Here is a 26,120-nt window from a genome sequence, read left to right as displayed (position 1 = left end):
CTCATCAAACTCTTCAGGCGCATATCACTGCGGGTTGGCACGGGTGCTGGAAAGCAACGACTTCAGGTTGGCAGCCTTCGGCTTGACCAGCCAGAAACGACGCAGGTAGTCATCGAGGTTCTCGGCGAGCTCACGACCCCACTCGCTGTCGGTTTCCGCGACGTACTCGTTCAGCACGTTCTGCAGGTGGCTGCGGTAGGCTTCCATCGCCTCGCCGCTGATCCGCTGGATTTCCACCAGTTCGTGGTTGACCCGGTCAACGAAGGTGTTGTCCTGGTCGAGCACGTAGGCGAAACCGCCGGTCATGCCAGAGCCGAAGTTGTAACCGGTCTTGCCCAGAACGCAGACAAAACCACCGGTCATGTACTCACAGCAGTGATCGCCAGTGCCTTCCACAACCGTGTGGGCACCGGAGTTGCGCACGGCAAAACGCTCGCCTGCGGTGCCGGCGGCGAACAGCTTGCCGCCCGTGGCGCCGTACAGGCAGGTGTTGCCGATGATGGCGCTTTCCTGAGTCTTATAAACGCTGCCCTTCGGCGGCACGATGGTCAGCTTGCCACCGGTCATGCCTTTGCCGACGTAGTCGTTGGCGTCGCCTTCCAGGTACATGTTCAGACCGCCGGCGTTCCACACGCCGAAGCTCTGACCTGCGGTGCCCTTGAAGCGGAAGGTGATCGGCGCTTTCGCCATGCCCTGGTTGCCGTGCTTGCGCGCGATTTCGCCGGAGATCCGTGCGCCGATCGAACGGTCGCAGTTACAGATATCCAGATCGAACTCGGCGCCGCTGAGGTCGTTGATCGCCGACGTCGCCATCTCGACCATTTTCTCGGCCAGCAGGCCCTGGTCGAAGGGCGGGTTGCGCTCGACGCCGCAGAACTGAGGCTTGTCCGCCGGGATGTGATCGCTGCCCAGCAGCGGAGTCAGATCCAGGTGATGCTGCTTGGCGGTCTGGCCTTCGAGGACTTCCAGCAGATCGGTACGGCCGATCAGCTCTTCGAGGGAGCGCACGCCGAGCTTGGCCAGCCACTCACGGGTTTCTTCGGCGACGTAGGTGAAGAAGTTCACCACCATGTCGACGGTGCCGATGTAGTGATCCTTGCGCAGCTTCTCGTTCTGGGTCGCGACGCCGGTGGCGCAGTTGTTCAGGTGGCAGATACGCAGGTATTTGCAGCCCAGCGCGATCATTGGCGCGGTACCGAAGCCGAAGCTTTCGGCGCCGAGGATCGCAGCCTTGATCACGTCGAGGCCGGTTTTCAGGCCGCCATCGGTCTGTACCCGAACCTTGCCGCGCAGGTCGTTGCCGCGCAGGGTCTGGTGGGTTTCGGCCAGGCCGAGTTCCCACGGAGCGCCAGCGTATTTGATCGAGGTCAGCGGCGAAGCACCGGTGCCACCGTCGTAGCCGGAGATGGTGATCAAGTCGGCATAGGCCTTGGCCACACCGGCGGCGATGGTGCCGACGCCTGCTTCAGCCACGAGTTTCACCGAGACCAGCGCCTTCGGGTTGACCTGTTTCAGGTCAAAGATCAGCTGCGACAAGTCTTCGATCGAATAGATGTCGTGGTGCGGCGGTGGCGAAATCAGGGTCACGCCTGGCACTGCGTAACGCAGTTTGGCGATCAGCCCGTTCACTTTACCGCCCGGCAGTTGCCCGCCCTCGCCCGGCTTGGCGCCCTGTGCGACCTTGATCTGCAACACTTCGGCGTTGACCAGGTATTCCGGGGTCACCCCGAAACGGCCGGTCGCGACCTGCTTGATTTTCGAGCTCTTGATAGTGCCGTAGCGCGCCGGGTCTTCGCCGCCTTCGCCGGAGTTGGAACGCGCACCGAGGCGGTTCATGGCTTCGGCCAGGGCTTCGTGAGCTTCCGGCGACAGGGCGCCCAGCGAGATACCGGCGGAGTCGAAGCGCTTGAGCACCGATTCCAGCGGTTCCACTTCACTGATGTCCAGCGGCGTGTCGAGAGTCTTGACCTTGAACAGGTCGCGGATCATCGACACCGGACGGTTGTCCACCAGCGAGGTGTATTCCTTGAATTTGGCGTAGTCGCCCTGCTGCACGGCGGCTTGCAGGGTGTTGACCACATCCGGGTTGTACGCGTGATATTCGCCACCGTGGACGAACTTCAGCAGACCGCCCTGCTGGATCGGCTTGCGCGGACTCCAGGCTTCGGTGGCCAGTGCTTTCTGCTCGGCTTCGATGTCGACGAAACGCGCCCCTTTGATACGGCTCGGCACGCCACGGAAGCTCAGCTCGCAAACTTCCTCGGACAGGCCGATCGCTTCGAACAACTGAGCACCGCGATACGACGCGATGGTCGAGATGCCCATCTTCGACAGGATCTTCAACAGACCTTTGGTGATGCCTTTGCGGTAGTTCTTGAACACCTCGTAGAGGTCGCCCAGCACTTCACCGGTACGGATCAGGTCACCCAGCACTTCGTACGCCAGGAACGGATAGACCGCCGAGGCGCCGAAACCGATCAGCACCGCGAAATGGTGCGGATCGCGTGCAGTGGCGGTTTCCACCAGGATGTTGGAGTCGCAGCGCAGGCCTTTTTCGGTCAGGCGGTGGTGCACCGCGCCGGTGGCCAGCGAGGCGTGGATCGGCAGTTTGCCCGGAGCGATATGGCGGTCGCTCAGGACGATCTGGGTACGACCGGCACGCACGGCTTCTTCAGCCTGATCGGCGACGTTGCGGATCGCCGCTTCGAGGCCGACGCTTTCGTCGTAATTGAGGTCGATGATCTGCCGCTCGAAACCCGGGCGGTCTAGATTCATCAGCGAGCGCCACTTGGCCGGGGAAATGACCGGCGAGCTGAGGATCACGCGCGAGGCGTGTTCCGGCGACTCCTGGAAGATGTTGCGCTCGGCACCGAGGCAGATCTCCAGCGACATCACGATCGCTTCACGCAGCGGGTCGATCGGCGGGTTGGTCACCTGCGCGAACTGCTGGCGGAAATAGTCGTACGGCGTGCGCACGCGCTGGGACAGCACGGCCATCGGCGTGTCGTCGCCCATCGAGCCGACGGCTTCGTAGCCTTGTTCGCCAAGCGGACGCAGTACCTGATCGCGCTCTTCGAACGTGACCTGATACATCTTCATGTACTGCTTGAGCTGATCGACGTCGTAGAAAGCCGAACCGTGATCGTTGTCTTCCATGGTCGCCTGGATGCGCAGGGCATTCTTGCGCAGCCATTGCTTGTACGGATGACGGGATTTGAGACGGTTGTCGATTGCGTCGGTGTCGAGGATCTGCCCGGTTTCGGTGTCCACGGCGAAGATCTGGCCCGGGCCGACACGGCCCTTGGCGAGCACGTCTTCAGGCTGGTAGTTCCAGACGCCGATTTCCGACGCGAGGGTGATGAAACCGTTCTTGGTGGTGACCCAGCGTGCCGGGCGCAGACCGTTACGGTCGAGCAGGCACACCGCGTAGCGGCCGTCGGTCATGACCACGCCGGCCGGGCCGTCCCACGGCTCCATGTGCATCGAGTTGTACTCGTAAAACGCACGCAAATCCGGGTCCATGGTTTCGACGTTCTGCCACGCTGGCGGAATGATCATCCGCACGCCACGGAACAGGTCGATGCCGCCCGTCACCATCAGTTCGAGCATGTTGTCCATGCTCGATGAGTCGGAACCGACACGGTTGACCAGCGGGCCGAGTTCTTCCAGATCCATCAGATCGTTGGTGAACTTGGTCCGACGGGCCTGCGCCCAGTTGCGGTTGCCGGTGATGGTGTTGATCTCGCCGTTGTGGGCAAGGAAGCGGAATGGCTGAGCCAGCGGCCATTTCGGCAGGGTGTTGGTGGAGAAGCGCTGGTGGAACACGCAGATCGCGGTTTGCAGGCGTTGGTCACCCAGGTCCGGATAGAACGCGGCCAGGTCGGCCGGCATCATCAGGCCTTTATAGATGATGGTCTTGTGGGAAAAGCTGCAGATGTAGTGGTCGGTGTCGGCGGCGTTGGCCACGGACGAACGACGACGGGCGCTGAACAGCTTGACCGCCATGTCCTGATCGCTCAGGCCTTCGCCGCCGATGTACACCTGCTCGATCTGCGGCAGGCGCTCAAGGGCCAGGCGGCCGAGGACGCTGGTGTCGATTGGTACTTTGCGCCAGCCGATCAGTTGCAGGCCTTCGGCCAGGATCTCGCGGTTCATGTTCTCGCGAGCGGCTTCGGCCTTGGCCGGATCCTGATTGAAGAAGACCATGCCCACGGCATATTGCTTGGGCAGCTCGACGCTGAAGGTTTCCTGGGCAATGGCACGCAGGAACGCGTCGGGCTTTTGAATCAGCAGACCGCAACCGTCACCGGTCTTGCCGTCGGCATTAATCCCACCGCGGTGGGTCATGCAGGTCAGGGCCTCAATGGCCGTTTGCAAAAGGGTATGACTGGGCTCGCCCTGCATATGGGCTATCAGGCCGAAACCGCAGTTATCCTTGAATTCATCTGGTTGGTACAGACCTGCTTTCATAGACACTTTCTCACCAGGCTGCCTCTTACCGAGGCAAATTTCTTTTCAATTCAACCACTTGCTTGCCGCGCCGAACGTACGCCGGCTTTGCGGGGGCAAAAGGGTGGTCATTGTACACAGCGACACAGAGGCTCACAAATTTGACGACGAAATGTCGCAAATTCATGTCGCATTTGTGAAAGGTTTAAAGCGATCTGCTGTGCTAGTCAAAACTTTTTTAATTTTGACCGCAACGACTCAAAGACTACTGTGACGCAGACACCACAAGGCACGCGGTCTGTAGAGAAGACGGCGCGCACTTGTAGAGATTTTGAGGTGCTTGGAGAGGCGGCCTGGGTAAGGCCGCCGAATCTTCAGCGAGTTGTTGCCAGTTCCTGTTGGACGCTGGCGACAGTGCGAGGCCAAGGTTTACCAGCCTGAACCTTCGCTGGCAAGGCCTTGATGGCAGAAACGGCTGCATCACGATTGGCGAAGTTGCCGTAGGTGATCACGTAGAGAGGCTTGCCGTTGAGGACTTTCTTGAAATAACGGTACTCGCCGCCCTGCTCCTTGACGAAGTTTTGCGCGGTCGCTTCGGAGCTGGTACCGAGGATCTGCACCACGTAGTTGCTGGTCGGCTGACCGGCGTACCAGCTGCCACCGGCAGCCTTGGCGACGGTGACCGGCTTCTCGGCAGGTTTCGCGGCGGCAACAGGCTTGGCAGGTGCCGGAGCCGGTTTGGCCACTGGAGCGGCCGGAGCAGGCTTGGCGGTCGCGACCTGGGTCGGCGCCGGGGTCGGCTTGGCCGCCGGGACTGGAACCGGAACCGGTGTCGGCGCAGGGCCGGCCTGAACGCCCGCAGGTGGCGCGGTGGTGGTCACGGTCGGTGGCGTGTTGCTGGAACCTTCGACCGGCACGCCGTCGTCGCCTTCAGTGATGCCCCCAGCGGCTTCAGCCAGCGGACCGCGCATTACCGGCTGCGAGTTGCCGACCAATGGCAGCGGCATCGGCTGGGTATTGCCGTTGAATTCGACGGACGGTGCGCCACCCGCTTGCGGCGCACCCTGGCCCAAGGGCAGTTGCGCCTGCTCGTTGGCCGGCGCACCGGTGGTCGGTGCCTTGTTGCGACCCGGCATCAGCCAGGCGGCAGCGACCGCGACCACAACGACGGCGGAGATCGCCAATACGTGTTTCTTCGGCATGTTGAACCCCATACTTGGACGCTTGACCGCAGAGCGGCTGGCAATCATGACTTCGATCAGAGCATCGCGAGCGACCTGGTTGATGTTGCCCGGCCAACCCTCTGAGCTTTCGTGAATATCAGAGATCTGATCCGCGGTGAAAAGTTCGACACCGCGGCCGGCGCCTTCGAGCCGCTGGTCAAGATACTCGCGGGTTTCTTCTTCGGTGTACGGCTGCAGTTCGATGACGTGAAAGCGCTCTTCCTCAAGGTGCAAAGCCTCGAGCTGCGCGATCAGTGACGACTCGCCGAACAGGAACACATGCGGGCGACCTTCCGGCGCGCCGGCGCCCAGCGCCATCAGTGCTTCAAGCGCGGACTCGTCGAGCTGCTCGGCATCATCCACCAGCAGATAGACTTCCTGACCGGTCAGCGCGAGCTGCACGACCTGATCGAGGATCGCCCCGACTTCGGCCTGGGCCACATCCAGCGCCTGGGCAATCTGACGCAGCACACCGGCTCCATCGCCTGCGCCACGGGCGGAAACGACGACGCTCTGCACCGATTGCTTGTTGGTGCTGGCCACCAGCGCCTGACGCAGCAGGGTCTTGCCGCTACCCTGCGGGCCGGTGACCACCAGCAGCAACTGGCTGTAACGCGCCAGATGATGCAGCTGACCCAGCACCGGCTTGCGCTGGGCCGGGAAGAATTTGAAGCCCGGCACCCGCGGCGCGAAAGGGTCGTGACTTAACTGGAAATGGCCGAGGAACGCCTCGTCGGCATGCAAACTAGTCATCGGAATCTTATTAACCTTTAAGCTGAGCCAGAGCGCGGTAATCCGCTCCCAGCGTGGCCTGTAGAACCTCTTTCGGATAATCGTCGGTCACCACCGCTTCGCCCATCCGGCGCAGCAGCACCAGGCGCAAGCGACCGTCGATCACTTTTTTGTCAATTGCCATGTGTTCAAGAAAATCGGCTTCGGTCATCTCTTCCGGCGGGATCACCGGCAGACCGGCACGCTGGAACAGGCGGATGCCGCGATCACGCTCCTGCTCGCTGATCCAGCCCAGGCGCGCGGACATTTCCAGCGCCATCACGGTGCCAGCGGCGACCGCTTCACCATGCAACCAGACACCATAGCCCATGTGGGTTTCGATGGCGTGACCAAAGGTGTGACCGAGATTGAGCGTGGCGCGCACGCCGGTTTCCTTCTCGTCAGCGCCGACCACCGCCGCCTTGGCGGCACAGGAGCGCTCGATGGCATAGGTCAGGGCCGTTTGATCCAGCGCACGCAGGGCGTCGACGTTGTCTTCAAGCCAGGTCAGGAACGGTTCATCGCAGATCAGACCGTACTTGATGACTTCCGCCAGGCCGGCCGACAGCTCACGCGCTGGCAGGGTTTTCAGGGACGCGGTATCGATCAGCACCACGTTCGGCTGATAGAACGCGCCGACCATGTTCTTGCCCAGCGGATGGTTGATCCCGGTCTTGCCGCCCACCGACGAATCGACCTGGGACAGCAGCGTGGTAGGAATCTGGATGAAATCGACGCCGCGCTGGTAGCAGGCGGCCGCGAAACCGGCCATGTCGCCGATCACACCGCCACCGAGGGCGATCACTGTGGTGCGGCGATCATGACGGGCGGTCAGCAGGCCGTCGAAGATCAGTTGCAGGGTTTCCCAGTTCTTGAAGGCTTCGCCGTCGGGCAGCACCACGGAAACCACCGAGAACTGCGCCAGGCTGCGGGTCAGACGCTCGAGATAGAGCGGCGCAACGGTCTCGTTGGAGATGATTGCCACTTGCCGCCCATGGATATGCGGGGCCAGCAGCCCTGGCTGGTCCAGCAGTCCCTCGCCAATGTGAATCGGGTAGCTGCGCTCGCCTAGGTCGACCTTGAGTGTCTGCATGTGTCCCCACAGTGAAGATGGAAGCAGGCGTCCTGCCCTGAATTATTGGTTGTCTGCGGCCTATAGCGGGTATGACGCCGCTCGCTCGCCATCCGCCACAACCTCGGCGGGCTGTAACAGGACGCCGAGGATAGCGCATTTCGAGCGATGCTTTAACGGGGCGGAAGCTGCGCCAGGCGGTCGAGAATATCGAGCACGACCATGCGCGGTGGCCGCTCGTCGGTTTCCACCACCAGATCGGCAATTTCCCGATAGAGCGGATCACGGATCGCCAGCAGGTCGCGCAGAGTTTTCTCCGGATTGGCGGTGCGCAGCAACGGCCGGTTGCGGTCGCGAGAGGTGCGTCCGACCTGCTGCTCGACGGAGGCGTGCAGATACACCACCCGCCCGCCCTCGTGCAGGGCCTTGCGGTTGGCATCGCGCATCACCGCGCCGCCGCCGGTCGCCAGCACCACGCCGTCGAACGCGCACAGCTCGGCGATCATCGCTTGCTCACGGTCACGAAAGCCGGGCTCGCCTTCCTTGTCGAAGATCCACGGGATATTGGCGCCCGTACGCAGTTCAATTTCCTTGTCGGAATCCTTGAACGGCAGGCGCAGCTCTTTGGCCAGTAATCGGCCGATGGTGCTTTTTCCAGCCCCCATCGGTCCTACAAGAATCAAATTTCGCACAGAATCAACGACTCACAGCAATCGCCTGGTTATTCATGATACGCGGAGTGAGAAATACCAGCAGCTCGGATTTTTTCTCCGAAACCACATCACGCCGGAAAAGGCGGCCAAGATACGGCACATCGCCAAGAAATGGCACCTTATCTACGACCTTGCTTTGAGTATTTGAGAAAACGCCCCCGATCACGATGGTCTCGCCGTCGTTCACCAGCACCTTGGCATTGACCTCGTTCTTCTTGATCGGCGGTACATCCTGTACTTTGTTCAGGTAGTCCGGTTCGTCCTTGGTGACCTTGACCTCCATGATGATGCGGTTGTCCGGGGTGATCTGCGGCGTCACTTCCAGCGACAGCGACGCCTCCTTGAAGGACACCGACGTAGCACCGCTGGAGCTGGCTTCCTGATACGGAATCTCGGTGCCCTTGAGGATCTTCGCGGTTTCCTTGTCGGACGTGACCACCTTGGGCTGCGAGACGATTTCGCCATTGCCGGTCTTCTCCATCGCGGTCAGCTCAAGGTCGAGCAAGACGTTGTCGGTGATGAACGCGATGCCGATCCCGGAGGTGTTGTTGACCGTGCCCATGTCGACGAACGGCGAGTTGGTGCTGGTGCTGCCCGGCGTGCCGATGGTGGTCGAGGAACCGTTGCTGACCCCGGACGTGTTCCAGTTGCCCTTGTTCTGGATCGAGCCGCCCCAGCGCACGCCCAGGCTCTTGTCGTAGTCGACGTTGGCCTCGACGATCCGCGCCTCGATCATCACCTGACGCACCGGAATATCCAGCTGCGCCACGATCCGCCGCAGTTCATCGAGCCGATCCTGGGTCTGATAGGCAATGATGTTGTTGGTCCGCTCATCGACGGTGATCGAACCCCGTTCGTCGACCTTGGCCTCGGCACTGGTGACCGACTGGAACAGCTTGGCGATGTCCGCAGCCTTGGCGTAGTTCACTTGCAGCAGCTCGCGGCGCAGCGGTGCCAGCTCGGCGATCTGTTTTTGCGATTCCAGTTCCTGCCGTTCGCGGGCGGCGATTTCATCCGCCGGCGCCACCAGCAACACATTGCCGACCTTGCGCTTGTCCAGCCCCTTGGTCTTGAGCACCAGATCCAGCGCCTGATCCCACGGCACGTTTTGCAGGCGCAAGGTGATCCCGCCCTGTACCGTATCGCTGGCTACCAGATTGAGGTTGGTGAAGTCGGCGATCAGTTGCAGCACCGAACGCACATCGATGTCCTGGAAGTTGAGAGAGAGCTTTTCGCCGTTATAGCTGTTGCGGTCGGCGTTGCGCTTTTGCAGGTCATCGACGGTCAACGGCCGGATACTGACGGTCAGCTTGTTGTCGGTCTGGTAGGTGGAATAGTCGAACGTACCGCTGGGTTCGACGGTGATCGTCGCCCGATCACCGCTGACACCGGCATTGACGAACTGCACCGGGGTGGCGAAATCCTTGACGTCGAGGCGCACCCGCAGCGGTTCGGGCAATTGGGTACGCGTGAAGTTGAGGATGATCTTGCCGTCGTGTTCCTGGATGTCCGGAGCGATAGCCGGGTCGGACAAGTCGATGACCACATTGCCCTCACCCGCCGTGCCACGCTGGAAATCCACGCCGCGAATGGCCCTGGCGGTCGGCGTATACGTGCGGACCGGCGCTGCCGCAGGTGCCGCACGCGGTGCACGAGCCGCCGTACGCGGGGCAGCGGCTTTGCTGCCCTGCCCGACCACCACAAACACCGTATTGCCTTCGACCCGGGTGTCGTACGGCGCCAGTTGCGTCAGGCTGATGATCAGCCGCGTCCGGTTATTGGCCTCGACCACCGTGGCCGTGCGGGCATTGCCACTGCCCAGGTCACGGGTCTTGCTCGCCAGCTGACTGGCGACACCCGGCAGATCGAGGGCGATCCGCGCCGGCGAATCGGTGGTGTAGCCTTTGGGCTGCGGAGGCGGGCCGTCGAACGACAGCTTCAACTCGACCCGGTCGCCCGGCAGTGCCGCGACGTCCAGCGCCTTCAGATTGGCTGCCTGTACCATCGGCGAAAGCAGCGCTATCCATAGCGAGAAACCGAGGGTGGAGAAAATCCTGTTCATTGTTCGACTTCCACTTATGAATGCTCTTTCAAAGGAATGGTGCGCGGCCGCTCAAGCCAGGCGCCCTGGCCATCCGGAACGATTTCCACCACATCGACCTGTGAAGCGCTGATGGCGACGATGCGCCCGTCGTTGCGCCCCAGATAGTCGCCGACCTTGAGCCGATGAACCCCGCCCGCGCCTCGCAGCAGGGCGAAGGAACCGGAGGCGTTGGCAATCGTGCCGACCATTTCAAACTGCTCGATGTTGAAACCTTCGAGGTATTGCTTGACCCGGTTGGGATCGGGTTTCACGTCGCGCGAACCGTGTTTCTGCCCGGCCAGATCGACCCGCAACTGGCGCGAAAACGGACTGCGCAGATTGGCGGCGCTGTAGGTGAACGTCGGGTAGGAGCGGAAGGTCGGAGTCGGCTCGATCTTGCCCGGTGGACGCAGGCGCACTTCATTCATGTAGGCGTCGAGGTCGCTGAAGTCATCGCCGCCACAGCCACCGAGCACCAATAACAATGCCGACAAGGCGATAAAACGGATCGGGCTCATTTCTGCAGCCCCTTGTCGTTGTAGCGGTAGGTCTTGGCGAGAATGCTCATGCGCAACTTCGGCCCGCCTTCGGGATTGGCCGGCGCCAGCTCGAAATCGTGCAGGGTGACGATCCGTGGCAGCCCGGCCACGCCGCTGACGAAGGTGGCAAGGTCGTGATAGGCCCCGGTCACGGTGATCTGGATGGGCAGCTCGATGTAGAACTGCTGGGTGACCTCCGGCAGCAGTTTGATCTCTTCGAATTCAAGACCGCTACCCAACCCGGTACGGGTGATGTCTTCCAGCAACCCTGGCACCTCGGTGTCACTGGGCAGTTGTCGCAACAGCACGCCGAACGAGTTTTCCATCTCCTTCATCTGTTGGGTGTACAGCTCGAGATTGGCCGCCATGTGTGCCTTGCTCGCGAATTGCTCCTTGAGGGTGACCTCCTCCTCACGCTTGAGCTCGAGCTGGCTCTCCAGATCACTGATGAAAAAGTTATAGCCAAGCGCCAGGACCAGCACCATCAACAGCCCGCCGGCCAGACCTTTGACCACTGGCGGCCAGGAGCCGATGTTGCTGGTGTCGAGGTCGTTGAAATCGACATTGCGCAGGCTGTCCAGCCACTCGGACGGCTTCATTGGTCGTCCTCCTCGAGCCGGGGACGAGTCTGGCGAACGGTCAGCTGAAAGACGTTGGCCTGATCCACTTGTCCGGCTGTGGTGGCTTTCACTTCATTGAGGTTGGGCGCATCGAACCAGTCCGAGGCATCAAGATTGCGCATCAGGTCGGACACCCGATTGTTCGACTCCGCCGCGCCGCTGATCGACAGGGTCTTGCCGACCATTTTCACGTCGGTGAAATACACCCCGTCAGGCAAGGTGCGCGCCAGCTGATCGAAGATCCGTCCGCTGATCTGCCGGTTGCCCTGCAAGTCCTGGATGATGCGCATGCGCTCCACCAGTTGCTGGCGATGAGCCTTGAGCTCGCTGATCTGTTTGATCCGCTCGTCGACCACGGCGATCTGCTTGCCGATGTAGTCATTGCGCGCGACCTGCCGCGCGATGGCGGCGCTGATGATCTGGTCGGCAATGAGCACCGCCCCCACCGAACCGACCACCACACCGGTCAAGGCCAGCAGGAAGCGTTTGCGCCGTTCTTCGCGACGCTCCTCGCGCCAGGGTAAAAGGTTGATCCGCGCCATCAGTCGAAACTCCTGAGCGCGAGCCCGCAGGCAATCATCAGGGCCGGCGCATCGCTCGCCAGGGCCCCGGCGTTGACCTTGCTGCTCAAGGCCATGTCGGAAAACGGGTTGGCAACCTGGGTCGGGGTGTGCAGGCGCTCTTCGATCAGCCGGTCAAGGCCGGGCACTGACGCCGTGCCGCCGGCCAGCAGAATGTGATCGACAGCGTTGTACTGGCCGGAGGCGAAAAAGAACTGCAGGGAGCGCGACACCTGCTGTACCAGCGCCTCGCGAAATGGCTGCAGCACCTCACTGACGTAGTCGTCCGGCAGGCCGCCCTGCTTCTTGGCGAGCCCCGCCTGCTCAAGGGTCAGGCCGTAACGGCGCTGGATTTCCTCGGTCAGTTGTCGACCGCCGAACAGCTGTTCGCGGGTATAGATGATCCGGCCGTTGTGCAGGACGCTCAGGGTGGTCATGGTGGCGCCAATGTCGACCACCGCCACCGTCAACCGATCCTGGGACGCGGCCAGTTGCGTGGCCAGCAGGCCGAACGAGCGCTCCAGCGCATACGCCTCTACATCCACCACCCGCGCGGTCAGCCCGGCGAGAGCGAGCGCCGCTTCGCGGACTTCGACGTTTTCCTTGCGACAGGCGGCCAGCAGCACGTTGACCCGTTCGGGGTTGCGCGGCGAAACGCCCTGGACTTCGAAGTCGATGGCGACCTCGTCCAGCGGATAGGGAATGTATTGATCGGCTTCGATCTTGAGCTGGTTTTCCAGCTCGTCGTCGGACAGCCCGGCGTCCATCTCGATGACCTTGGTGATCACCGCAGATCCAGCCACCGCCACCGCCACGGTTTTCAGCCCGGTGCGCGCCTTGACCAGCACCCGGGACAGAGCCTGGCCAACGCCCTCGAGCTCGGCGATGTTCTTTTCGACCACGGCGTTCGCCGGCAACGGCTCCACCGCGTACGCCTCAACCCGGTAGCGCTCACCCTGACGGCTCAGCTCCAGCAGCTTGACCGATGTGGAGCTGATGTCGATCCCCAGTAACGTATTGGCCTTTTTATTGAAGAGTCCTAGCACTACCAATTCCCTATGACTTTCCGTGAGTTACGGACTCTGTAATGCGCATTGCGTTCCCTCGCCCCGTCTTGACAGAAGCGCAAATGACGCCCCCAGCGGAAAAGTGCTTATAATGCCCAGCGTTTTTTTCCGCTTTTTACTGCCGGCGCGGGTCGTTCTGTGTGTTAGCCGGGACCCTGTCGCCCAATTCATTCTTTGCCGTGGATGTCCAAAAGCCTTGATTCGTCTGCTGAAATTTTTCGGTTGGTCCATCGTCGCCGTTTTCTGCGGACTGCTTTTAGGTCTCAGCGGCGCGTTTCTTTACCTTAGTCCGGGTTTGCCATCTGTGGAGGCGCTGAGAAGCATTCAGTTGCAGATTCCGCTCCGGGTCTACAGCAGCGACAACAAGTTGATCGCAGAATTTGGCGAAATGCGCCGCACACCGATCCGTTTCGCCGACATTCCCCCCAATTTCATCAATGCGTTACTAAGTGCTGAAGACGACAACTTCGCCAACCACTACGGCGTTGATCCGAGCAGCCTGATGCGTGCCGCGACCCAACTGGTCAAGAGCGGGCACATCCAGTCCGGCGGCAGCACCATCACCATGCAGGTGGCGAAGAACTTCTTCCTGACCAGCGAGCGCAGCTTCTCGCGCAAGACCACTGAAATCCTTCTCGCCCTGCAGATCGAACGCCAACTGACCAAGGACGAGATCCTTGAGCTGTACGTGAACAAGATCTATCTGGGCAACCGCGCCTACGGCATCGAGGCGGCGGCACAGGTGTATTACGGCAAGTCGATCCGCGAAGTCAGCCTGGCGCAGATGGCGATGATCGCCGGCCTGCCGAAAGCCCCGTCGCGCTTCAACCCGCTGGCCAACCCGGCGCGCAGCAAGGAGCGTCGTGACTGGATCCTTGGCCGCATGTACAAGCTCGGCAAGATCACCGAAGCCGACTACACCGCCGCGATCAACGAGCCGCTGAATGCCAGCTATCACGTGCCGACCCCGGAAGTGAACGCGCCGTACATCGCCGAGATGGCCCGTGCGGAAATGGTCGGTCGCTACGGCAGCGACGCCTATACCGAAGGTTTCCGCGTTACCACCACGGTGCCGAGCAACCTCCAGGAAATGGCCAACACCGCGCTGCATGAAGGCCTGATGACCTACGACCAGCGTCACGGCTACCGTGGCCCTGAATCACGCCTGCCGGGCAAGACCCGTGAAGCCTGGGCCACCGAACTGACCAAGCAACGCACCATCAGCAGCCTCGAGCCGGCCATCGTCACCCAGGTCGACAAGACCGGCCTGCAAGTGCTGACCCGCACCGGCGAAGAGCATGTGGCGTGGGACACCATGAAATGGGCGCGACCGTTCCTCAACACCAACAGCATGGGCGCCGCGCCGCGTCAGCCGTCGGATGTGGCACAGATCGGCGACCTGATTCGCGTGCAGCGCCAGCCGAACAATTCGCTGAAGTTCAGCCAGATTCCGCAGGCGCAAGGCGCGCTGGTGTCACTGGATCCGCAGAACGGCGCGATCCGTTCGCTGGTCGGTGGTTTCGCCTTCGAGCAGAGCAACTACAACCGCGCGATGCAGGCCAAGCGTCAGCCGGGCTCGAGCTTCAAGCCGTTCGTCTACAGCGCCGCGCTGGATAACGGCTACACCGCCGCCAGTCTGGTCAACGACGCACCGATCGTGTTCGTCGACGAGTACCTGGACAAGGTCTGGCGTCCGAAGAACGACACCAACACCTTCCTCGGCCCGATCCGCCTGCGTGAGGCGCTGTACAAGTCGCGCAACCTGGTGTCGATCCGCCTGTTGCAGGCGATGGGCGTAGGCAAGACCATCGACTACATCACCCGCTTCGGCTTCAACAAGCAGGACCTGCCGCCAAACCTGTCGCTGGCGCTGGGCACCGCGACCCTGACGCCAATGGAAATCGCCACTGGCTGGAGCACCTTTGCCAACGGCGGCTACAAGATCACCCCGTACATCATCGACAAGATCGAAAGCCGCAACGGCGATACGCTGTTCGTCGCCAACCCGCCGACCGTACCTCAGGGCGCCGCAGCTACCGACGGCATTGCCGCACCCGCCACCCAGGCGTTCACGGTCAATGCAGCGCCGGTTCCAGGTGAAGCGCCGGGCAACGCTGCCGTGCCCCAAGCACCAGCCGTCGCCGAGCGCATCGTCGATGGCCGTACCACCTACATCCTCAACAGCATGCTGCAGGACGTGATCAAGCTCGGCACCGGCCGTCGCGCACTGGCTCTGGGCCGCAGCGACATCGCCGGCAAGACCGGTACCACCAACGAATCCAAGGATGCGTGGTTCTCTGGCTATAACGCCGACTACGTGACCACCGTGTGGACCGGTTTCGACCAGCCGGAAAGCCTCGGTCGCCGGGAATTCGGCGGCACCGTGGCACTGCCGATCTGGATGAACTACATGGCCGCCGCGCTCAAGGACAAGCCGCCGCATGTCCAGCCGGAGCCGGAAGGCATCCTCAGCCTGCGGGTGGATCCGGTCAGCGGTCGTGCGGCATCGCCGAGCACGCCGGGTGCGTACTTCGAGCTGTTCAAGGCTGAGGACACGCCGCCGTCGGTCAACGAGATCGGCAATGGTGCCGTGCCGGGTAGCCCGCTGCCGGCGGATGAACAGGCGCCGATCGATTTGTTCTGATCCTGATCCTGAATCGCTAAAAAGCCCCGCCTTCGATTGAAGTGCGGGGCTTTTTATTACCTGTTCATTTTTGTGTTGTCTGGGCCGGCCTCTTCGCGAGCAAGCTCGCGAAGAGGCCCTTAAGATCACCCCAAAATCAACAGGCATAAAAAAGCCCCGACTCTCACGAGTCAGGGCTTTCGCTTGAAGCGCTACAACGACTTAGCCGTTGAACACGTCATCCACGCTTTTCAGCGGGTAGTTCTTCGGATACGGCAGGGTCGCCACACCAGTCTCGATCGCGGCCTTGGCCACGGCGTCGGAGATCACGGTGATCAGGCGTTTGTCCATTGGCTTCGGAATGATGTACTCACGGCCGAATTCCAGGGAGATACCGCCGTAGGCGTCGCAGACTTCCTGCGGGACCGGCAGCTTGGCCAGTTCGCGCAGGGCGTTGGCGGCAGCGATCTTCATTTCTTCGTTGATGCGCTTGGCGCGAACGTCCAGGGCACCACGGAAGATGAACGGGAAGCCCAGCACGTTGTTGACCTGGTTCGGGTAGTCCGAACGGCCGGTGGCCATGATCACGTCGTTACGGGTGGCGTGAGCCAGTTCCGGGGAGATTTCAGGATCCGGGTTGGAGCAGGCGAAGACGATCGGGTTGGCCGCCATGCGCTTGAGTTGCTCGGCGCTCAGCAGGTTTGGACCCGACAGGCCGACGAATACGTCAGCGCCTTCGATGGCGTCGTCCAGGGTGCGCTTCTCGGTAGGGTGAGCGAACACAGCCTTGTACTGGTTCAGGTCGTCACGGCCAGCGTGGATCACGCCGGTACGGTCAACCATGAAGATGTTTTCGACCTTGGCGCCCATGCTCACCAGCAGTTTCATGCAGGAGATGGCGGCGGCGCCAGCGCCCAAGCAGACGATCTTGGCGTCGGCCAAGGTTTTGCCAGCGATTTCCAGGGCGTTGATCATGCCCGCAGCGGTCACGATTGCGGTGCCGTGCTGGTCATCGTGGAAGACCGGAATGTCGCACTGCTCGATCAGAGCGCGTTCGATCTCAAAGCACTCAGGTGCCTTGATGTCTTCCAGGTTGATGCCACCGAAGGTGATGGAAATGCGTTTTACGGTGTCGATGAAGGCTTGCGGGCTCTCGGAGTCGACTTCGATGTCGAAGACGTCGATGCCGGCGAAGCGCTTGAACAGCACGCCTTTACCTTCCATGACTGGCTTGGAAGCCAGTGGGCCGAGGTTACCCAGGCCCAGAATCGCGGTGCCATCGGAAATGACTGCAACCAGGTTGCCCTTGCCGGTGTACTTGTAGGCCAGTTCAGGATCGCGGGCGATCTCGCGCACTGGTTCAGCTACGCCGGGGCTGTAGGCCAGCGACAGGTCGCGGGCGGTAGCAGTGGCCTTGGTGAGCTCGACACTCAGCTTTCCTGGACGAGGATTGGCATGATATTCGAGAGCGGCAGTTTTCAGATCAGACATTTTGGCATTCCGCTTTTTACTGTTGGACAGACTGGTCAGCGAGGATACGCGCCTCGCAAAGTCCCCACAAGACTGCCCGGTCACCCCTGTCAAGCGCCCTGCCCTAAGACTTTGGGCCAAGAGCCACGGCGCACAAGGGTTAGACTGTTCACAATCGACAGAAAAAATGTCTACAACTTTTTATTCAACGGGACGGCTGGAGCATCAAAGGATCGGTCAGCGGCAACAGCCAGCGCGCCTGACCTGATTTCAGTCCACCGCGCCGGGAACGGTCGACCACCCAGCCACGGGCCTCGATCTGCTTGCCCTTCAACGCCTGCAGAGCAGCGCCATCGAAGCGATCCAGCAGATTGGGTGCAACGCGCAGTACAAGCTTGTCCTGCAACTCGATCCAGATTCCGCCGCGATTGCGTTGAACCTTGCTCACACGACCGCTGACCAGCGCGAAACCCGAGCGCTCGATCTGCTCCGCTTTCAGTACAGGTGAGCGCTTCCACAGGCCGAGCCCGGCCTGTCGCGCGCGGTGTTCGGCCGCTTGCTGGCAATCGACCAGATCGACATTCGGCGCCACCGCGACCTGAAAACCGAGGCCATCGGCGAGCATCTGCGCTTCGATGTTCTCACCCTTGGCGCTGAAAACATGGGCCAGGGTCCGGCCGTAATGGTCTTTGGACTGGGCGCCAAGGCGCAGGCCGACCCGCCCGTCGCTCTCGGCGACCAAGGCTTCAAGGCGCTTGCGCGCCGCTACCGCAAACGGTTCGTCGCTGCGGCCCTGCTTGCCGAGTTCGGGCGTATTGAGGCCGATCATCCGCACATTGCGCCCGTCGCTCAGGCGCAGGGTGTCGCCGTCGACCACCCGCTGCACCGTGGCGCTGTCCAGCCTGGCCGGCACGAGGCAGAAGGCCTGGGCGGCGGAGAGCCAAATCGCGGACACAAAAAAGGCGCCCGCAAGGGACGCCTTTTTCATCAGACCGGAAAAGCCGCTGAGGTTTTCCAGAATGAAGGGCCTTAGGCCTTTTTCGCGCCGAAAGCACCGAAACGGTCGGCGAACTTCTGAACGCGACCACCGGTGTCCAGAGTCTTCTGCTTACCGGTGTAGAACGGGTGGCACTCGTTGCAAACGTCGATCGCCAGGGCTTTGCCGAAGGTCGAACGGGTTTCGAACTTGTTGCCGCAGCTGCAAGTTACTGCAACTTCTGGGTAATTCGGGTGGATATCGGCTTTCATGGTGTTTTCCTCAGCTGGCGTGCCGCCATCCAACACGATTGTTGAATACCGCACGTAATTAGGCCGCGGATTCTACCAGACAATGCCAATCACGCAAGCTGTCACTGAGACCGACCGTCTGCTAGGCTCCCGCCCTTCTCCATCGCCCCGCCTATGAGAATCCTCCGCGTGCCCGACGCCATTCTGCGCCTCGCCCTGCCTTCGCCCCTGCGCCGCCTGTTCGACTATCGGGCCCCGGCCGGCGTGCTGCGTTCGCAGTTGCAACCGGGCATGCGCCTGCGGGTGCCGTTCGGCCGACGGGAGATGATCGGGATTCTGGTGGAGGTCGCTGACACCAGCGAAGTGCCAGTGGAGAAGCTCAAACCGGCACTGGCGCTGCTCGACGTCACCGCACCACTGCCGCCAGCGCTGTTCAAGCTGTGCCTGTGGACGTCTCAGTATTATCAGCACAGCCTCGGCGACACGTTGAGCTGGGCGCTGCCGGTGCTGTTGCGCCAGGGCGAACTGGCCGAAGTTCGGCAGGAACGCTTCTGGTCCGCCGCTCCCGGCGCCAGCCTCGATGACCCACGCATCGCCCGCGCCCCGCGCCAGCGTGAAGCCCTGGCGACTTTGGCCCAGCACCCTCACGGCGTGGCCCATCAGTTGCTGAGCAAACTGATGCTGAGCAAGGACAGCCTTGATCTGCTGCTGGCCAAGGATCTGGTGCAGGTCGAAGTGCGCCGCCACGCCCCCGGCGCACGCCATGAACACTGGCTGGCCCAGCCGGAACTGCCGCTCAACAGCGAACAGCGCGCCGCCTATGAAGCGATTCGCGCCGGGTTCGACAGTTATCACGCGTTCCTGCTGGCCGGGGTCACTGGCAGCGGCAAGACCGAAGTCTATTTGCAGCTGATCCGCGAAACCCTCGAGGCCGGCAAGCAGGCGCTGGTGCTGATCCCGGAGATCAACCTCGGCCCGCAGACCCTCGCGCGGTTCGAACAACGCTTCAACGCCCGCATCGCCCTGCTGCACTCGGCGGTCAACGATCGTGATCGTCTGGATGCCTGGCTCGCCGCCCGCGATGGCGAGGCCGACATTATTATCGGCACCCGCTCGGCGCTGTTCACCCCGATGAAGAATCCGGGGCTGATAATCATCGACGAAGAACACGACGGCTCTTATAAACAGCAGGAAGGCCTGCGCTACCACGCGCGGGATCTGGCGCTGGTGCGGGCGCGGCAGGAAAACATCCCGATCGTGCTCGGCTCGGCGACGCCATCCCTGGAAAGCCTGCACAACGCCTACACCGGTCGTTACGGACTCCTGCGACTGAACGAGCGGGCCGGTGGCGCCAAGCAGCCACGCTTCCTGCGCCTGGATGTGAAAAGTCGTCCACTGGACAGCGGCATTTCCGGGCCGATGCAGCAAGCCATCGGCCAGACCCTCGCCGCCGGCCAGCAGGTATTGGTGTTCCTCAACCGTCGGGGTTTTGCCCCTACTCTGCTGTGCCACGATTGCGGCTGGATGTCCGAATGCCAGCGCTGCGATGCGCGAATGACCGTGCACCAGCGCTACGGCGAGCTGCGCTGCCACCACTGCGGTTACGTGGAACGTGTGCCGCGCCAGTGCCCGAAGTGCAACAAGGTCGATCTGCGCCCGGTGGGCGCCGGCACCGAGCGGGCTGAGGAACGGCTGGCAATTCTGTTCCCGGACTATCCGGTGTTGCGCGTCGACCGTGACAGCACGTCGCGCAAGGATGCGATGAACCAGTTGTTCGCCACGATCCAGAAAGGCCAGCCGTGCATTCTGGTCGGCACCCAGATGTTGGCCAAGGGGCACCACTTCCCTCGGGTGACGCTGGTGTCGATCCTCGATGCCGACGGTGGGCTGTTCTCCGGCGACTTCCGCGCCAGCGAGCGCATGGCGCAGTTGATCGTGCAGGTTGCCGGCCGTGCCGGGCGGGCGGAAGAACCGGGCAAGGTGATCATCCAGACCCACCTCGCCGACCATCCTTTATTGGTGCAACTGACCGAGCAGGGTTACTTCGCCTTCGCCGAACAGGCGCTGAGCGAACGCCGCGCCGCCGGCCTGCCGCCGTTCGCCCATCTCGCCCTGCTGCGCGCCGAAGCCCACAAGCCAGGGCAGGCCGAAGGTTTTCTCGATGAGGCATGCAGCGAGGCCGAGCGCTTGCTGGCCGAACAGAACCTGAGCGGCATCGAATTGCTGGGGCCGGTGCCGGCACCGATGGAACGTCGGGCCGGACGCTTCCGCGCGCAGCTGCTGTTGCAGGCCACGGCCCGGGCGCCGCTGCACCGATTGCTGGCGAGCTGGCTGCTGGTGCTGGAGCAGATGCCAAGCGGTCGGGCGGTGCGCTGGTCGCTGGATGTCGATCCGGTGGATCTGTACTGACCGGGCAAAACCGGCCGAATTGTCACCACACATCCACATCCTGCCTGCTAAGGTTGGCAAGCCCGTCTTCGCAACGGATAATGCCCAGTTTTTCCACCCGCGCATCGATGCGCCGCCGCGCTTGCGGTCGAAAGAGAAGACCATGAAAGACACCATTCGCCAGCTGATCCAACAAGCCCTCACCCAACTCGTCAACGAAGGTGTGTTGCCTGAAGGCCTGACGCCGGCGATCCAGGTGGAAAACGCCCGGGACAAGACCCACGGCGACTTCGCCAGCAACATCGCCATGATGCTGGCCAAACCTGCGGGCATGAAGCCGCGCGACCTGGCGGAAAAAATCATTGCCGCCCTGCCGGCTGACGAGAACGTCACCAAGGCCGAAATCGCCGGTCCTGGCTTCATCAATTTCTTCCAGAACACCCAGGCGCTGGCCTCGCGCCTCGACGCGGCTCTGGCCGACGCTCACGTCGGCGTGCGCAAGGCCGGCCCGGCACAACGCACCGTGGTCGACCTGTCGGCACCGAACCTGGCCAAAGAGATGCACGTCGGCCACCTGCGCTCGACCATCATCGGCGACGGCGTGGCGCGGGTACTCGAATTCCTCGGCGACACCGTGATCCGTCAGAACCACGTCGGCGACTGGGGCACCCAGTTCGGCATGCTGATGGCGTACCTGCAGGAAAACCCGATCACCAGCGACGAGCTGTCGGACCTGGAAAACTTCTACCGCGCCGCCAAGCAACGCTTCGACGAATCGCCGGAATTCGCCGACCGCGCCCGTGGCCTGGTGGTCAAGTTGCAGGCCGGCGACGCTGAATGCCTGGCGCTGTGGACCAAGTTCAAGGACATCTCGCTGTCGCACTGCCAGAAGATCTATGAACTGCTCAACGTCAAACTGACCATGGCCGACGTGATGGGCGAAAGCGCCTACAACGACGACCTGATCAACGTGGTCAACGACCTGAAAGCCGCCGGCATGCTGGTCGAAAGCAACGGCGCCCAGTGCGTGTTCCTCGACGAATTCAAGAACGCCGAAGGCGAGCCGCTGCCGGTGATCATCGTCAAGGCTGACGGCGGCTACCTGTACGCCACCACCGACCTGGCGGCCGTGCGTTATCGCAGCGGCAAGCTGAAGGCCGACCGCGCGCTGTACTTCGTCGACCAGCGTCAGGCCCTCCACTTCCAGCAAGTGTTTGCCGTGGCACGCAAGGCCGGTTTCGTGACCCATCCGATGGAAATGGAGCACATGGGCTTCGGCACCATGAACGGCGCCGACGGCCGTCCGTTCAAGACCCGTGATGGCGGCACCGTGAAGCTGATCGATCTTCTAACCGAAGCGCAGGAACGTGCCTACGCATTGGTAAAAGAGAAAAACCCGACACTGGCCGACGACGAACTGCGCAGCATCGCCAAGGTTGTGGGCATCGGCGCGGTGAAATACGCCGACCTTTCGAAGCACCGCACCAGCGACTACAGCTTCAACTTCGACCAGATGCTCAACCTCGAAGGCAACACCGCCCCGTACCTGCTGTACGCCTACACCCGCGTGGCCGGTGTGTTCCGCAAGCTTGAAAAGGAATACAGCGAAGTCGATGGCCAGATCGTCCTCGAAGCGCCGCAGGAACACGATCTGGCAGCCAAACTGGCGCAGTTCGGTGAAGTGCTGAACAACGTTGCGGAAAAGGGCACGCCACACACCCTGTGCACCTACCTGTACGAGGTGGCCGGCCTGTTCTCCAGCTTCTACGAGAAATGCCCGATCCTCACCGCCGAGACCCCGGCACAAATGCAAAGCCGTCTGCGCCTTGCCGCGCTGACCGGCCGTACCCTCAAGCAAGGCCTGGAACTGCTCGGCCTGGAAACCCTGGAGCGCATGTAAGTTGGCTGCCAAGAAAAAACCTGCACCCAAGCGTGGCGCCAGCCGTTACCAAGCTCCAGCGAAGCAGCCGATTCCGGGCTGGCTGTGGATGGCCATCGGCCTGACGGTCGGCGCGTTCATCGTATTCCTGATGAAACTGGAGCCGGGCAAGGGCAGCGACACGGTCAAGCGCGAGAAGATCGAGCAACAGCAACAACAGAAAGCCACCAAGATCGCCGAGGCCAACAAGACCCCGCCGAGCCCGACGCAACCGGTGAAGCCGAAGTACGACTTCTACACCTTGCTGCCGGAATCGGAAGTGATCGTGCCGCCGGACGCGGTGCCTGAGAAAACCCTGCCGACGCCACAGGTGCCGGCAATCCCGACCACGCCGGTGACCCCGGCGGAAGCGGCGAAGATCGACACCGCACGGGCACAGGCTGCACTGGCCGGGATCACCCCGCCGCCAGCGCCGCCGGTGACCAAGGCTGCACCGGTGACCAAGTTCTTCCTGCAAGCCGGCTCGTTCCGCAAAGAGACGGATGCCGACAAGGTCCGCGCGCAGATCATTCTGCTCGGTCAGGCGGTCGCGGTTGAATCCGGGACGGTGAAGGATGAAACCTGGTATCGCGTACTGGTCGGCCCGTTCAGCAACCGCGAACAGTTGACCACCGCCCAGAAACAACTGGCGGGCGCCGGCTTCAGCAACCTGTTGTTACAACAACGCCAGAGCCGCTGATCCTCCTCACCGATCGTTCCCACGCTCTGCGTGGGAATGCAGCCCGGGACGCTCCGCGTCCCTTGCCGCAGGGACGCGGAGCCTCCATTGAGGCATTCCCACGCGGAGCGTGGGAACGATCACGTTGCTTTGCGTGGGAACGCCCCCGCGCAAACCACCGCTCGTCCCCTCTCCCGCCCCGCAGTTGAAATCCTCTCCACCACCCCCATATGAATGGGCATAAGGCATTTTCGCCCCGCAGTGTGGAGACTCTTCCCTTGACCACCATCGTTTCAGTCCGCCGCCACGGCAAAGTCGTCATGGGCGGCGACGGCCAGGTTTCTCTCGGCAATACCGTGATGAAAGGCAACGCGAAGAAAGTTCGTCGCCTGTACCACGGCGAAGTCATCGCCGGGTTCGCCGGTGCCACCGCCGACGCCTTTACCCTGTTCGAACGTTTCGAAGGCCAGCTTGAAAAACACCAGGGTCACCTGGTTCGCGCCGCCGTCGAACTCGCCAAAGAATGGCGCACCGACCGCTCCCTGAGCCGCCTCGAAGCGATGCTCGCGGTCGCCAACAAGGACGCATCCCTGATCATCACTGGCAACGGTGACGTGGTCGAACCCGAAGACGGCCTGATCGCCATGGGTTCCGGTGGCGCCTATGCGCAAGCCGCCGCCAGCGCGCTGCTGAAAAAGACCGACCTGTCGGCCCGCGAAATCGTCGAGACCGCTCTCGGCATCGCCGGCGACATCTGTGTATTCACCAACCACACCCAGACCATTGAGGAGCAGGATCTCGCTGAATGAGCCTGACGCGGCCCCTGTGCCACGGCTTGTTTCTGCTTGAGGACCGTCAATTATTATGTCCATGACTCCCCGCGAAATCGTCCACGAACTCAACCGCCACATCATCGGCCAGGACGATGCCAAACGCGCCGTCGCGATTGCCCTGCGCAACCGCTGGCGCCGCATGCAGCTGCCTGAAGAGCTGCGCGTTGAAGTGACCCCGAAGAACATCCTGATGATCGGCCCGACCGGTGTCGGTAAAACCGAGATCGCCCGTCGCCTGGCCAAACTGGCCAACGCGCCGTTCATCAAGGTCGAAGCGACCAAATTCACCGAAGTCGGCTACGTCGGCCGTGACGTCGAATCGATCATCCGTGATCTGGCCGACGCCGCGATCAAGATGCTGCGCGAGCAGGAAATGACCCGCGTTCGCCACCGTGCCGAAGACGCCGCCGAGGACCGTATTCTCGACGCCCTGCTGCCACCGGCACGCATGGGCTTCAGCAATGAAGAAGCGCCGACCCAGGATTCCAATACTCGCCAACTGTTCCGCAAGCGCCTGCGCGAAGGTCAGCTGGACGACAAGGAAATCGAGATCGAAGTCGCCGAAATGGCCGGCATCGAAATCGCCACGCCTCCGGGCATGGAAGAAATGACCAACCAGTTGCAGAACCTGTTCGCCAACATGGGCAAGGGCAAGAAGAAGGCCCGCAAGCTCAAGGTCAAGGAAGCGCTGAAACTGGTACGCGATGAAGAAGCCGGTCGCCTGGTCAACGAAGAAGAGTTGAAGGCCAAGGCCCTGGAAGCCGTCGAGCAGCACGGCATCGTATTCATCGACGAGATCGACAAGGTCGCCAAGCGCGGCAATGTCGGCGGCGCTGATGTGTCCCGCGAAGGCGTGCAACGTGACCTGCTGCCGCTGATCGAAGGCTGCACCGTCAACACCAAGCTGGGCATGGTCAAGACCGACCACATCCTGTTCATCGCCTCCGGTGCGTTCCACCTGAGCAAGCCGAGCGATCTGGTGCCGGAACTGCAAGGTCGTCTGCCGATCCGTGTGGAACTCAAGGCCCTGAGCCCGCAGGACTTCGAACGCATCCTCAGCGAACCGCACGCCTCGCTCACCGAGCAGTACTGCGCGCTGCTGAAAACCGAAGGCCTGAACATCCAGTTCCAGCCGGAAGGCATCAAGCGTCTGGCGGAAATCGCCTGGCAGGTCAACGAGAAGACCGAGAACATCGGTGCCCGTCGCCTGCACACACTGCTCGAGCGTCTGCTGGAAGAGGTGTCGTTCAGTGCCGGCGATCTGGCCAGCGCCCACGACGACAAAGCGATCCAGATCGACGCCGAGTACGTCAACAGCCACCTGGGCGAATTGGCGCAGAACGAAGACCTGTCCCGTTATATCCTGTAAGCCATACTTACAGTGGTCGTGAAACTGTGGGAGCCATCGGCTCCCACAATTTTTTCCACCTGACGGAACGCCGGCAATGACCCAACTCCCCACCGACATCAAACTGCACAAAGCCTCGAAAACCCTGTCGCTCAAATACGCGTCCGGCGAGGAGTACACCCTGCCCGCCGAATTCCTGCGCGTGCACTCCCCCTCCGCCGAGGTCCAGGGTCACGGAAAACCGATCCTGCAATTCGGCAAGCTGCACGTCGGCCTGACCAAGGTAGAACCGGCCGGTCAGTACGCACTGAAACTGACCTTCGACGACGGTCACGACAGCGGTCTGTTCACCTGGGATTACCTGTACGAGCTGGGGCGACGTCATGACGCACTCTGGGCGGATTATCTGGCCGAACTCAAAGCCGCCGGCAAAACCCGCGACCCGGACCAGTCCGTCGTCAAGCTGATGCTCTAGTCCGCGCCTCGGACTGTTTAGAGGGCATTTTCTAGATTCATCTGTTTGAATGCTCCGTTAAA

Annotated in this window: 19 protein-coding genes; 7 read left to right on the top strand and 12 right to left on the bottom strand. The window is 62.0% G+C overall.

What is annotated here, in order from left to right:
- Window positions 1–24: 24 nt before the first annotated feature.
- The 9 genes from gltB to JKA62_RS07270 all read right to left on the bottom strand — a co-directional run bounded on the left by gltB (window position 25) and on the right by JKA62_RS07270 (window position 13,076).
- Window positions 25–4,470 carry a glutamate synthase large subunit gene (gene gltB, locus JKA62_RS07310; protein ID WP_201817100.1) on the bottom strand — a complete coding sequence of 1,482 codons (4,446 nt, stop codon included), beginning with the start codon at window positions 4,468–4,470 and terminating at the stop codon, window positions 25–27.
- Window positions 4,471–4,823: 353 nt separating this feature from the next.
- On the bottom strand, window positions 4,824–6,425 hold the full coding sequence (locus JKA62_RS07305) for an AAA family ATPase (RefSeq protein WP_201817097.1): 1,602 nt from the start codon (window positions 6,423–6,425) through the stop codon (window positions 4,824–4,826).
- 10 nt (window positions 6,426–6,435) lie between these two features.
- Entirely contained in the window at window positions 6,436–7,536 is a 1,101-nt protein-coding gene (gene aroB, locus JKA62_RS07300; protein WP_201817093.1) for a 3-dehydroquinate synthase, read from the bottom strand.
- A gap of 152 nt (window positions 7,537–7,688) precedes the next feature.
- A complete protein-coding gene (aroK, locus tag JKA62_RS07295) occupies window positions 7,689–8,207 on the bottom strand; it encodes a shikimate kinase AroK (RefSeq protein WP_011332081.1) in 519 nt (172 codons plus the stop codon).
- Window positions 8,208–8,211: 4 nt separating this feature from the next.
- Window positions 8,212–10,290 (bottom strand): type IV pilus secretin PilQ, encoded by a 2,079-nt coding sequence (gene pilQ, locus JKA62_RS07290; RefSeq protein ID WP_201817092.1) that lies wholly within the window; start codon window positions 10,288–10,290, stop codon window positions 8,212–8,214.
- A gap of 14 nt (window positions 10,291–10,304) precedes the next feature.
- Window positions 10,305–10,829 (bottom strand): pilus assembly protein PilP, encoded by a 525-nt coding sequence (locus JKA62_RS07285; protein WP_197869308.1) that lies wholly within the window; start codon window positions 10,827–10,829, stop codon window positions 10,305–10,307.
- Window positions 10,826–11,449 carry a type 4a pilus biogenesis protein PilO gene (pilO, locus tag JKA62_RS07280; protein ID WP_011332078.1) on the bottom strand — a complete coding sequence of 208 codons (624 nt, stop codon included), beginning with the start codon at window positions 11,447–11,449 and terminating at the stop codon, window positions 10,826–10,828. Before pilO ends, JKA62_RS07285 begins: the two co-directional genes overlap by 4 nt.
- On the bottom strand, window positions 11,446–12,012 hold the full coding sequence (locus JKA62_RS07275) for a PilN domain-containing protein (protein ID WP_011332077.1): 567 nt from the start codon (window positions 12,010–12,012) through the stop codon (window positions 11,446–11,448). The genes pilO and JKA62_RS07275 overlap by 4 nt, the downstream gene beginning before the upstream one ends.
- Window positions 12,012–13,076, bottom strand: a complete 1,065-nt coding sequence (locus tag JKA62_RS07270; RefSeq protein ID WP_011332076.1) for a pilus assembly protein PilM — start codon at window positions 13,074–13,076, stop codon at window positions 12,012–12,014. Before JKA62_RS07270 ends, JKA62_RS07275 begins: the two co-directional genes overlap by 1 nt.
- A gap of 217 nt (window positions 13,077–13,293) precedes the next feature.
- On the opposite strand from JKA62_RS07270, the gene JKA62_RS07265 reads away from it, so the two are divergent.
- Entirely contained in the window at window positions 13,294–15,741 is a 2,448-nt protein-coding gene (locus JKA62_RS07265) for a penicillin-binding protein 1A (RefSeq protein WP_201817091.1), read from the top strand.
- A gap of 201 nt (window positions 15,742–15,942) precedes the next feature.
- On the opposite strand, the gene JKA62_RS07260 is transcribed toward JKA62_RS07265, so the two are convergent.
- The 3 genes from JKA62_RS07260 to rpmE form a co-directional block, all read right to left on the bottom strand.
- Window positions 15,943–17,211, bottom strand: a complete 1,269-nt coding sequence (locus JKA62_RS07260) for a malic enzyme-like NAD(P)-binding protein (protein WP_007952395.1) — start codon at window positions 17,209–17,211, stop codon at window positions 15,943–15,945.
- A gap of 184 nt (window positions 17,212–17,395) precedes the next feature.
- Window positions 17,396–18,178 (bottom strand): thermonuclease family protein, encoded by a 783-nt coding sequence (locus JKA62_RS07255; protein WP_201817089.1) that lies wholly within the window; start codon window positions 18,176–18,178, stop codon window positions 17,396–17,398.
- A 41-nt stretch (window positions 18,179–18,219) separates the two neighbouring features.
- Window positions 18,220–18,438, bottom strand: coding sequence for a 50S ribosomal protein L31 (rpmE, locus tag JKA62_RS07250; protein WP_007952398.1), 219 nt, complete (start codon window positions 18,436–18,438; stop codon window positions 18,220–18,222).
- Window positions 18,439–18,606: 168 nt separating this feature from the next.
- On the opposite strand from rpmE, the gene JKA62_RS07245 reads away from it, so the two are divergent.
- The 6 genes from JKA62_RS07245 (at window position 18,607) to JKA62_RS07220 (ending at window position 26,058) form a co-directional block, all read left to right on the top strand.
- Window positions 18,607–20,826, top strand: a complete 2,220-nt coding sequence (locus tag JKA62_RS07245) for a primosomal protein N' (RefSeq protein ID WP_201817087.1) — start codon at window positions 18,607–18,609, stop codon at window positions 20,824–20,826.
- A 142-nt stretch (window positions 20,827–20,968) separates the two neighbouring features.
- A complete protein-coding gene (gene argS / locus JKA62_RS07240; protein ID WP_011332071.1) occupies window positions 20,969–22,705 on the top strand; it encodes an arginine--tRNA ligase in 1,737 nt (578 codons plus the stop codon).
- 1 nt (window position 22,706) lies between these two features.
- Entirely contained in the window at window positions 22,707–23,423 is a 717-nt protein-coding gene (locus JKA62_RS07235; protein WP_011332070.1) for an SPOR domain-containing protein, read from the top strand.
- A gap of 257 nt (window positions 23,424–23,680) precedes the next feature.
- Window positions 23,681–24,211, top strand: a complete 531-nt coding sequence (gene hslV / locus JKA62_RS07230; RefSeq protein WP_003196958.1) for an ATP-dependent protease subunit HslV — start codon at window positions 23,681–23,683, stop codon at window positions 24,209–24,211.
- 55 nt (window positions 24,212–24,266) lie between these two features.
- Window positions 24,267–25,604 (top strand): ATP-dependent protease ATPase subunit HslU, encoded by a 1,338-nt coding sequence (hslU, locus tag JKA62_RS07225; protein ID WP_007952406.1) that lies wholly within the window; start codon window positions 24,267–24,269, stop codon window positions 25,602–25,604.
- A gap of 76 nt (window positions 25,605–25,680) precedes the next feature.
- Entirely contained in the window at window positions 25,681–26,058 is a 378-nt protein-coding gene (locus tag JKA62_RS07220; protein WP_011332068.1) for a gamma-butyrobetaine hydroxylase-like domain-containing protein, read from the top strand.
- Window positions 26,059–26,120: the final 62 nt, after the last annotated feature.

This window comes from Pseudomonas sp. B7 (genome assembly GCF_016735645.1).
Classification (GTDB): Bacteria; Pseudomonadota; Gammaproteobacteria; order Pseudomonadales; family Pseudomonadaceae; genus Aquipseudomonas; species Aquipseudomonas glycinae.
Note: the sequence above shows the minus strand (reverse complement) of the source record. Positions and strands in the feature narration are given on the sequence as shown.

What these genes read in the sequence shown, in the direction of transcription:
- gltB (WP_201817100.1), bottom strand. Translation starts at nt 4,470, where the DNA reads ATGAAAGCAGGTCTGTACCAACCAGATGAATTCAAGGATAACTGCGGT.
- JKA62_RS07305 (WP_201817097.1), bottom strand. Translation starts at nt 6,425, where the DNA reads ATGACTAGTTTGCATGCCGACGAGGCGTTCCTCGGCCATTTCCAGTTA.
- aroB (WP_201817093.1), bottom strand. Translation starts at nt 7,536, where the DNA reads ATGCAGACACTCAAGGTCGACCTAGGCGAGCGCAGCTACCCGATTCAC.
- pilQ (WP_201817092.1), bottom strand. Translation starts at nt 10,290, where the DNA reads ATGAACAGGATTTTCTCCACCCTCGGTTTCTCGCTATGGATAGCGCTG.
- JKA62_RS07285 (WP_197869308.1), bottom strand. Translation starts at nt 10,829, where the DNA reads ATGAGCCCGATCCGTTTTATCGCCTTGTCGGCATTGTTATTGGTGCTC.
- pilO (WP_011332078.1), bottom strand. Translation starts at nt 11,449, where the DNA reads ATGAAGCCGTCCGAGTGGCTGGACAGCCTGCGCAATGTCGATTTCAAC.
- JKA62_RS07275 (WP_011332077.1), bottom strand. Translation starts at nt 12,012, where the DNA reads ATGGCGCGGATCAACCTTTTACCCTGGCGCGAGGAGCGTCGCGAAGAA.
- JKA62_RS07260 (WP_007952395.1), bottom strand. Translation starts at nt 17,211, where the DNA reads ATGTCTGATCTGAAAACTGCCGCTCTCGAATATCATGCCAATCCTCGT.
- JKA62_RS07255 (WP_201817089.1), bottom strand. Translation starts at nt 18,178, where the DNA reads ATGAAAAAGGCGTCCCTTGCGGGCGCCTTTTTTGTGTCCGCGATTTGG.
- rpmE (WP_007952398.1), bottom strand. Translation starts at nt 18,438, where the DNA reads ATGAAAGCCGATATCCACCCGAATTACCCAGAAGTTGCAGTAACTTGC.
- argS (WP_011332071.1), top strand. Translation starts at nt 20,969, where the DNA reads ATGAAAGACACCATTCGCCAGCTGATCCAACAAGCCCTCACCCAACTC.
- hslU (WP_007952406.1), top strand. Translation starts at nt 24,267, where the DNA reads ATGTCCATGACTCCCCGCGAAATCGTCCACGAACTCAACCGCCACATC.
- JKA62_RS07220 (WP_011332068.1), top strand. Translation starts at nt 25,681, where the DNA reads ATGACCCAACTCCCCACCGACATCAAACTGCACAAAGCCTCGAAAACC.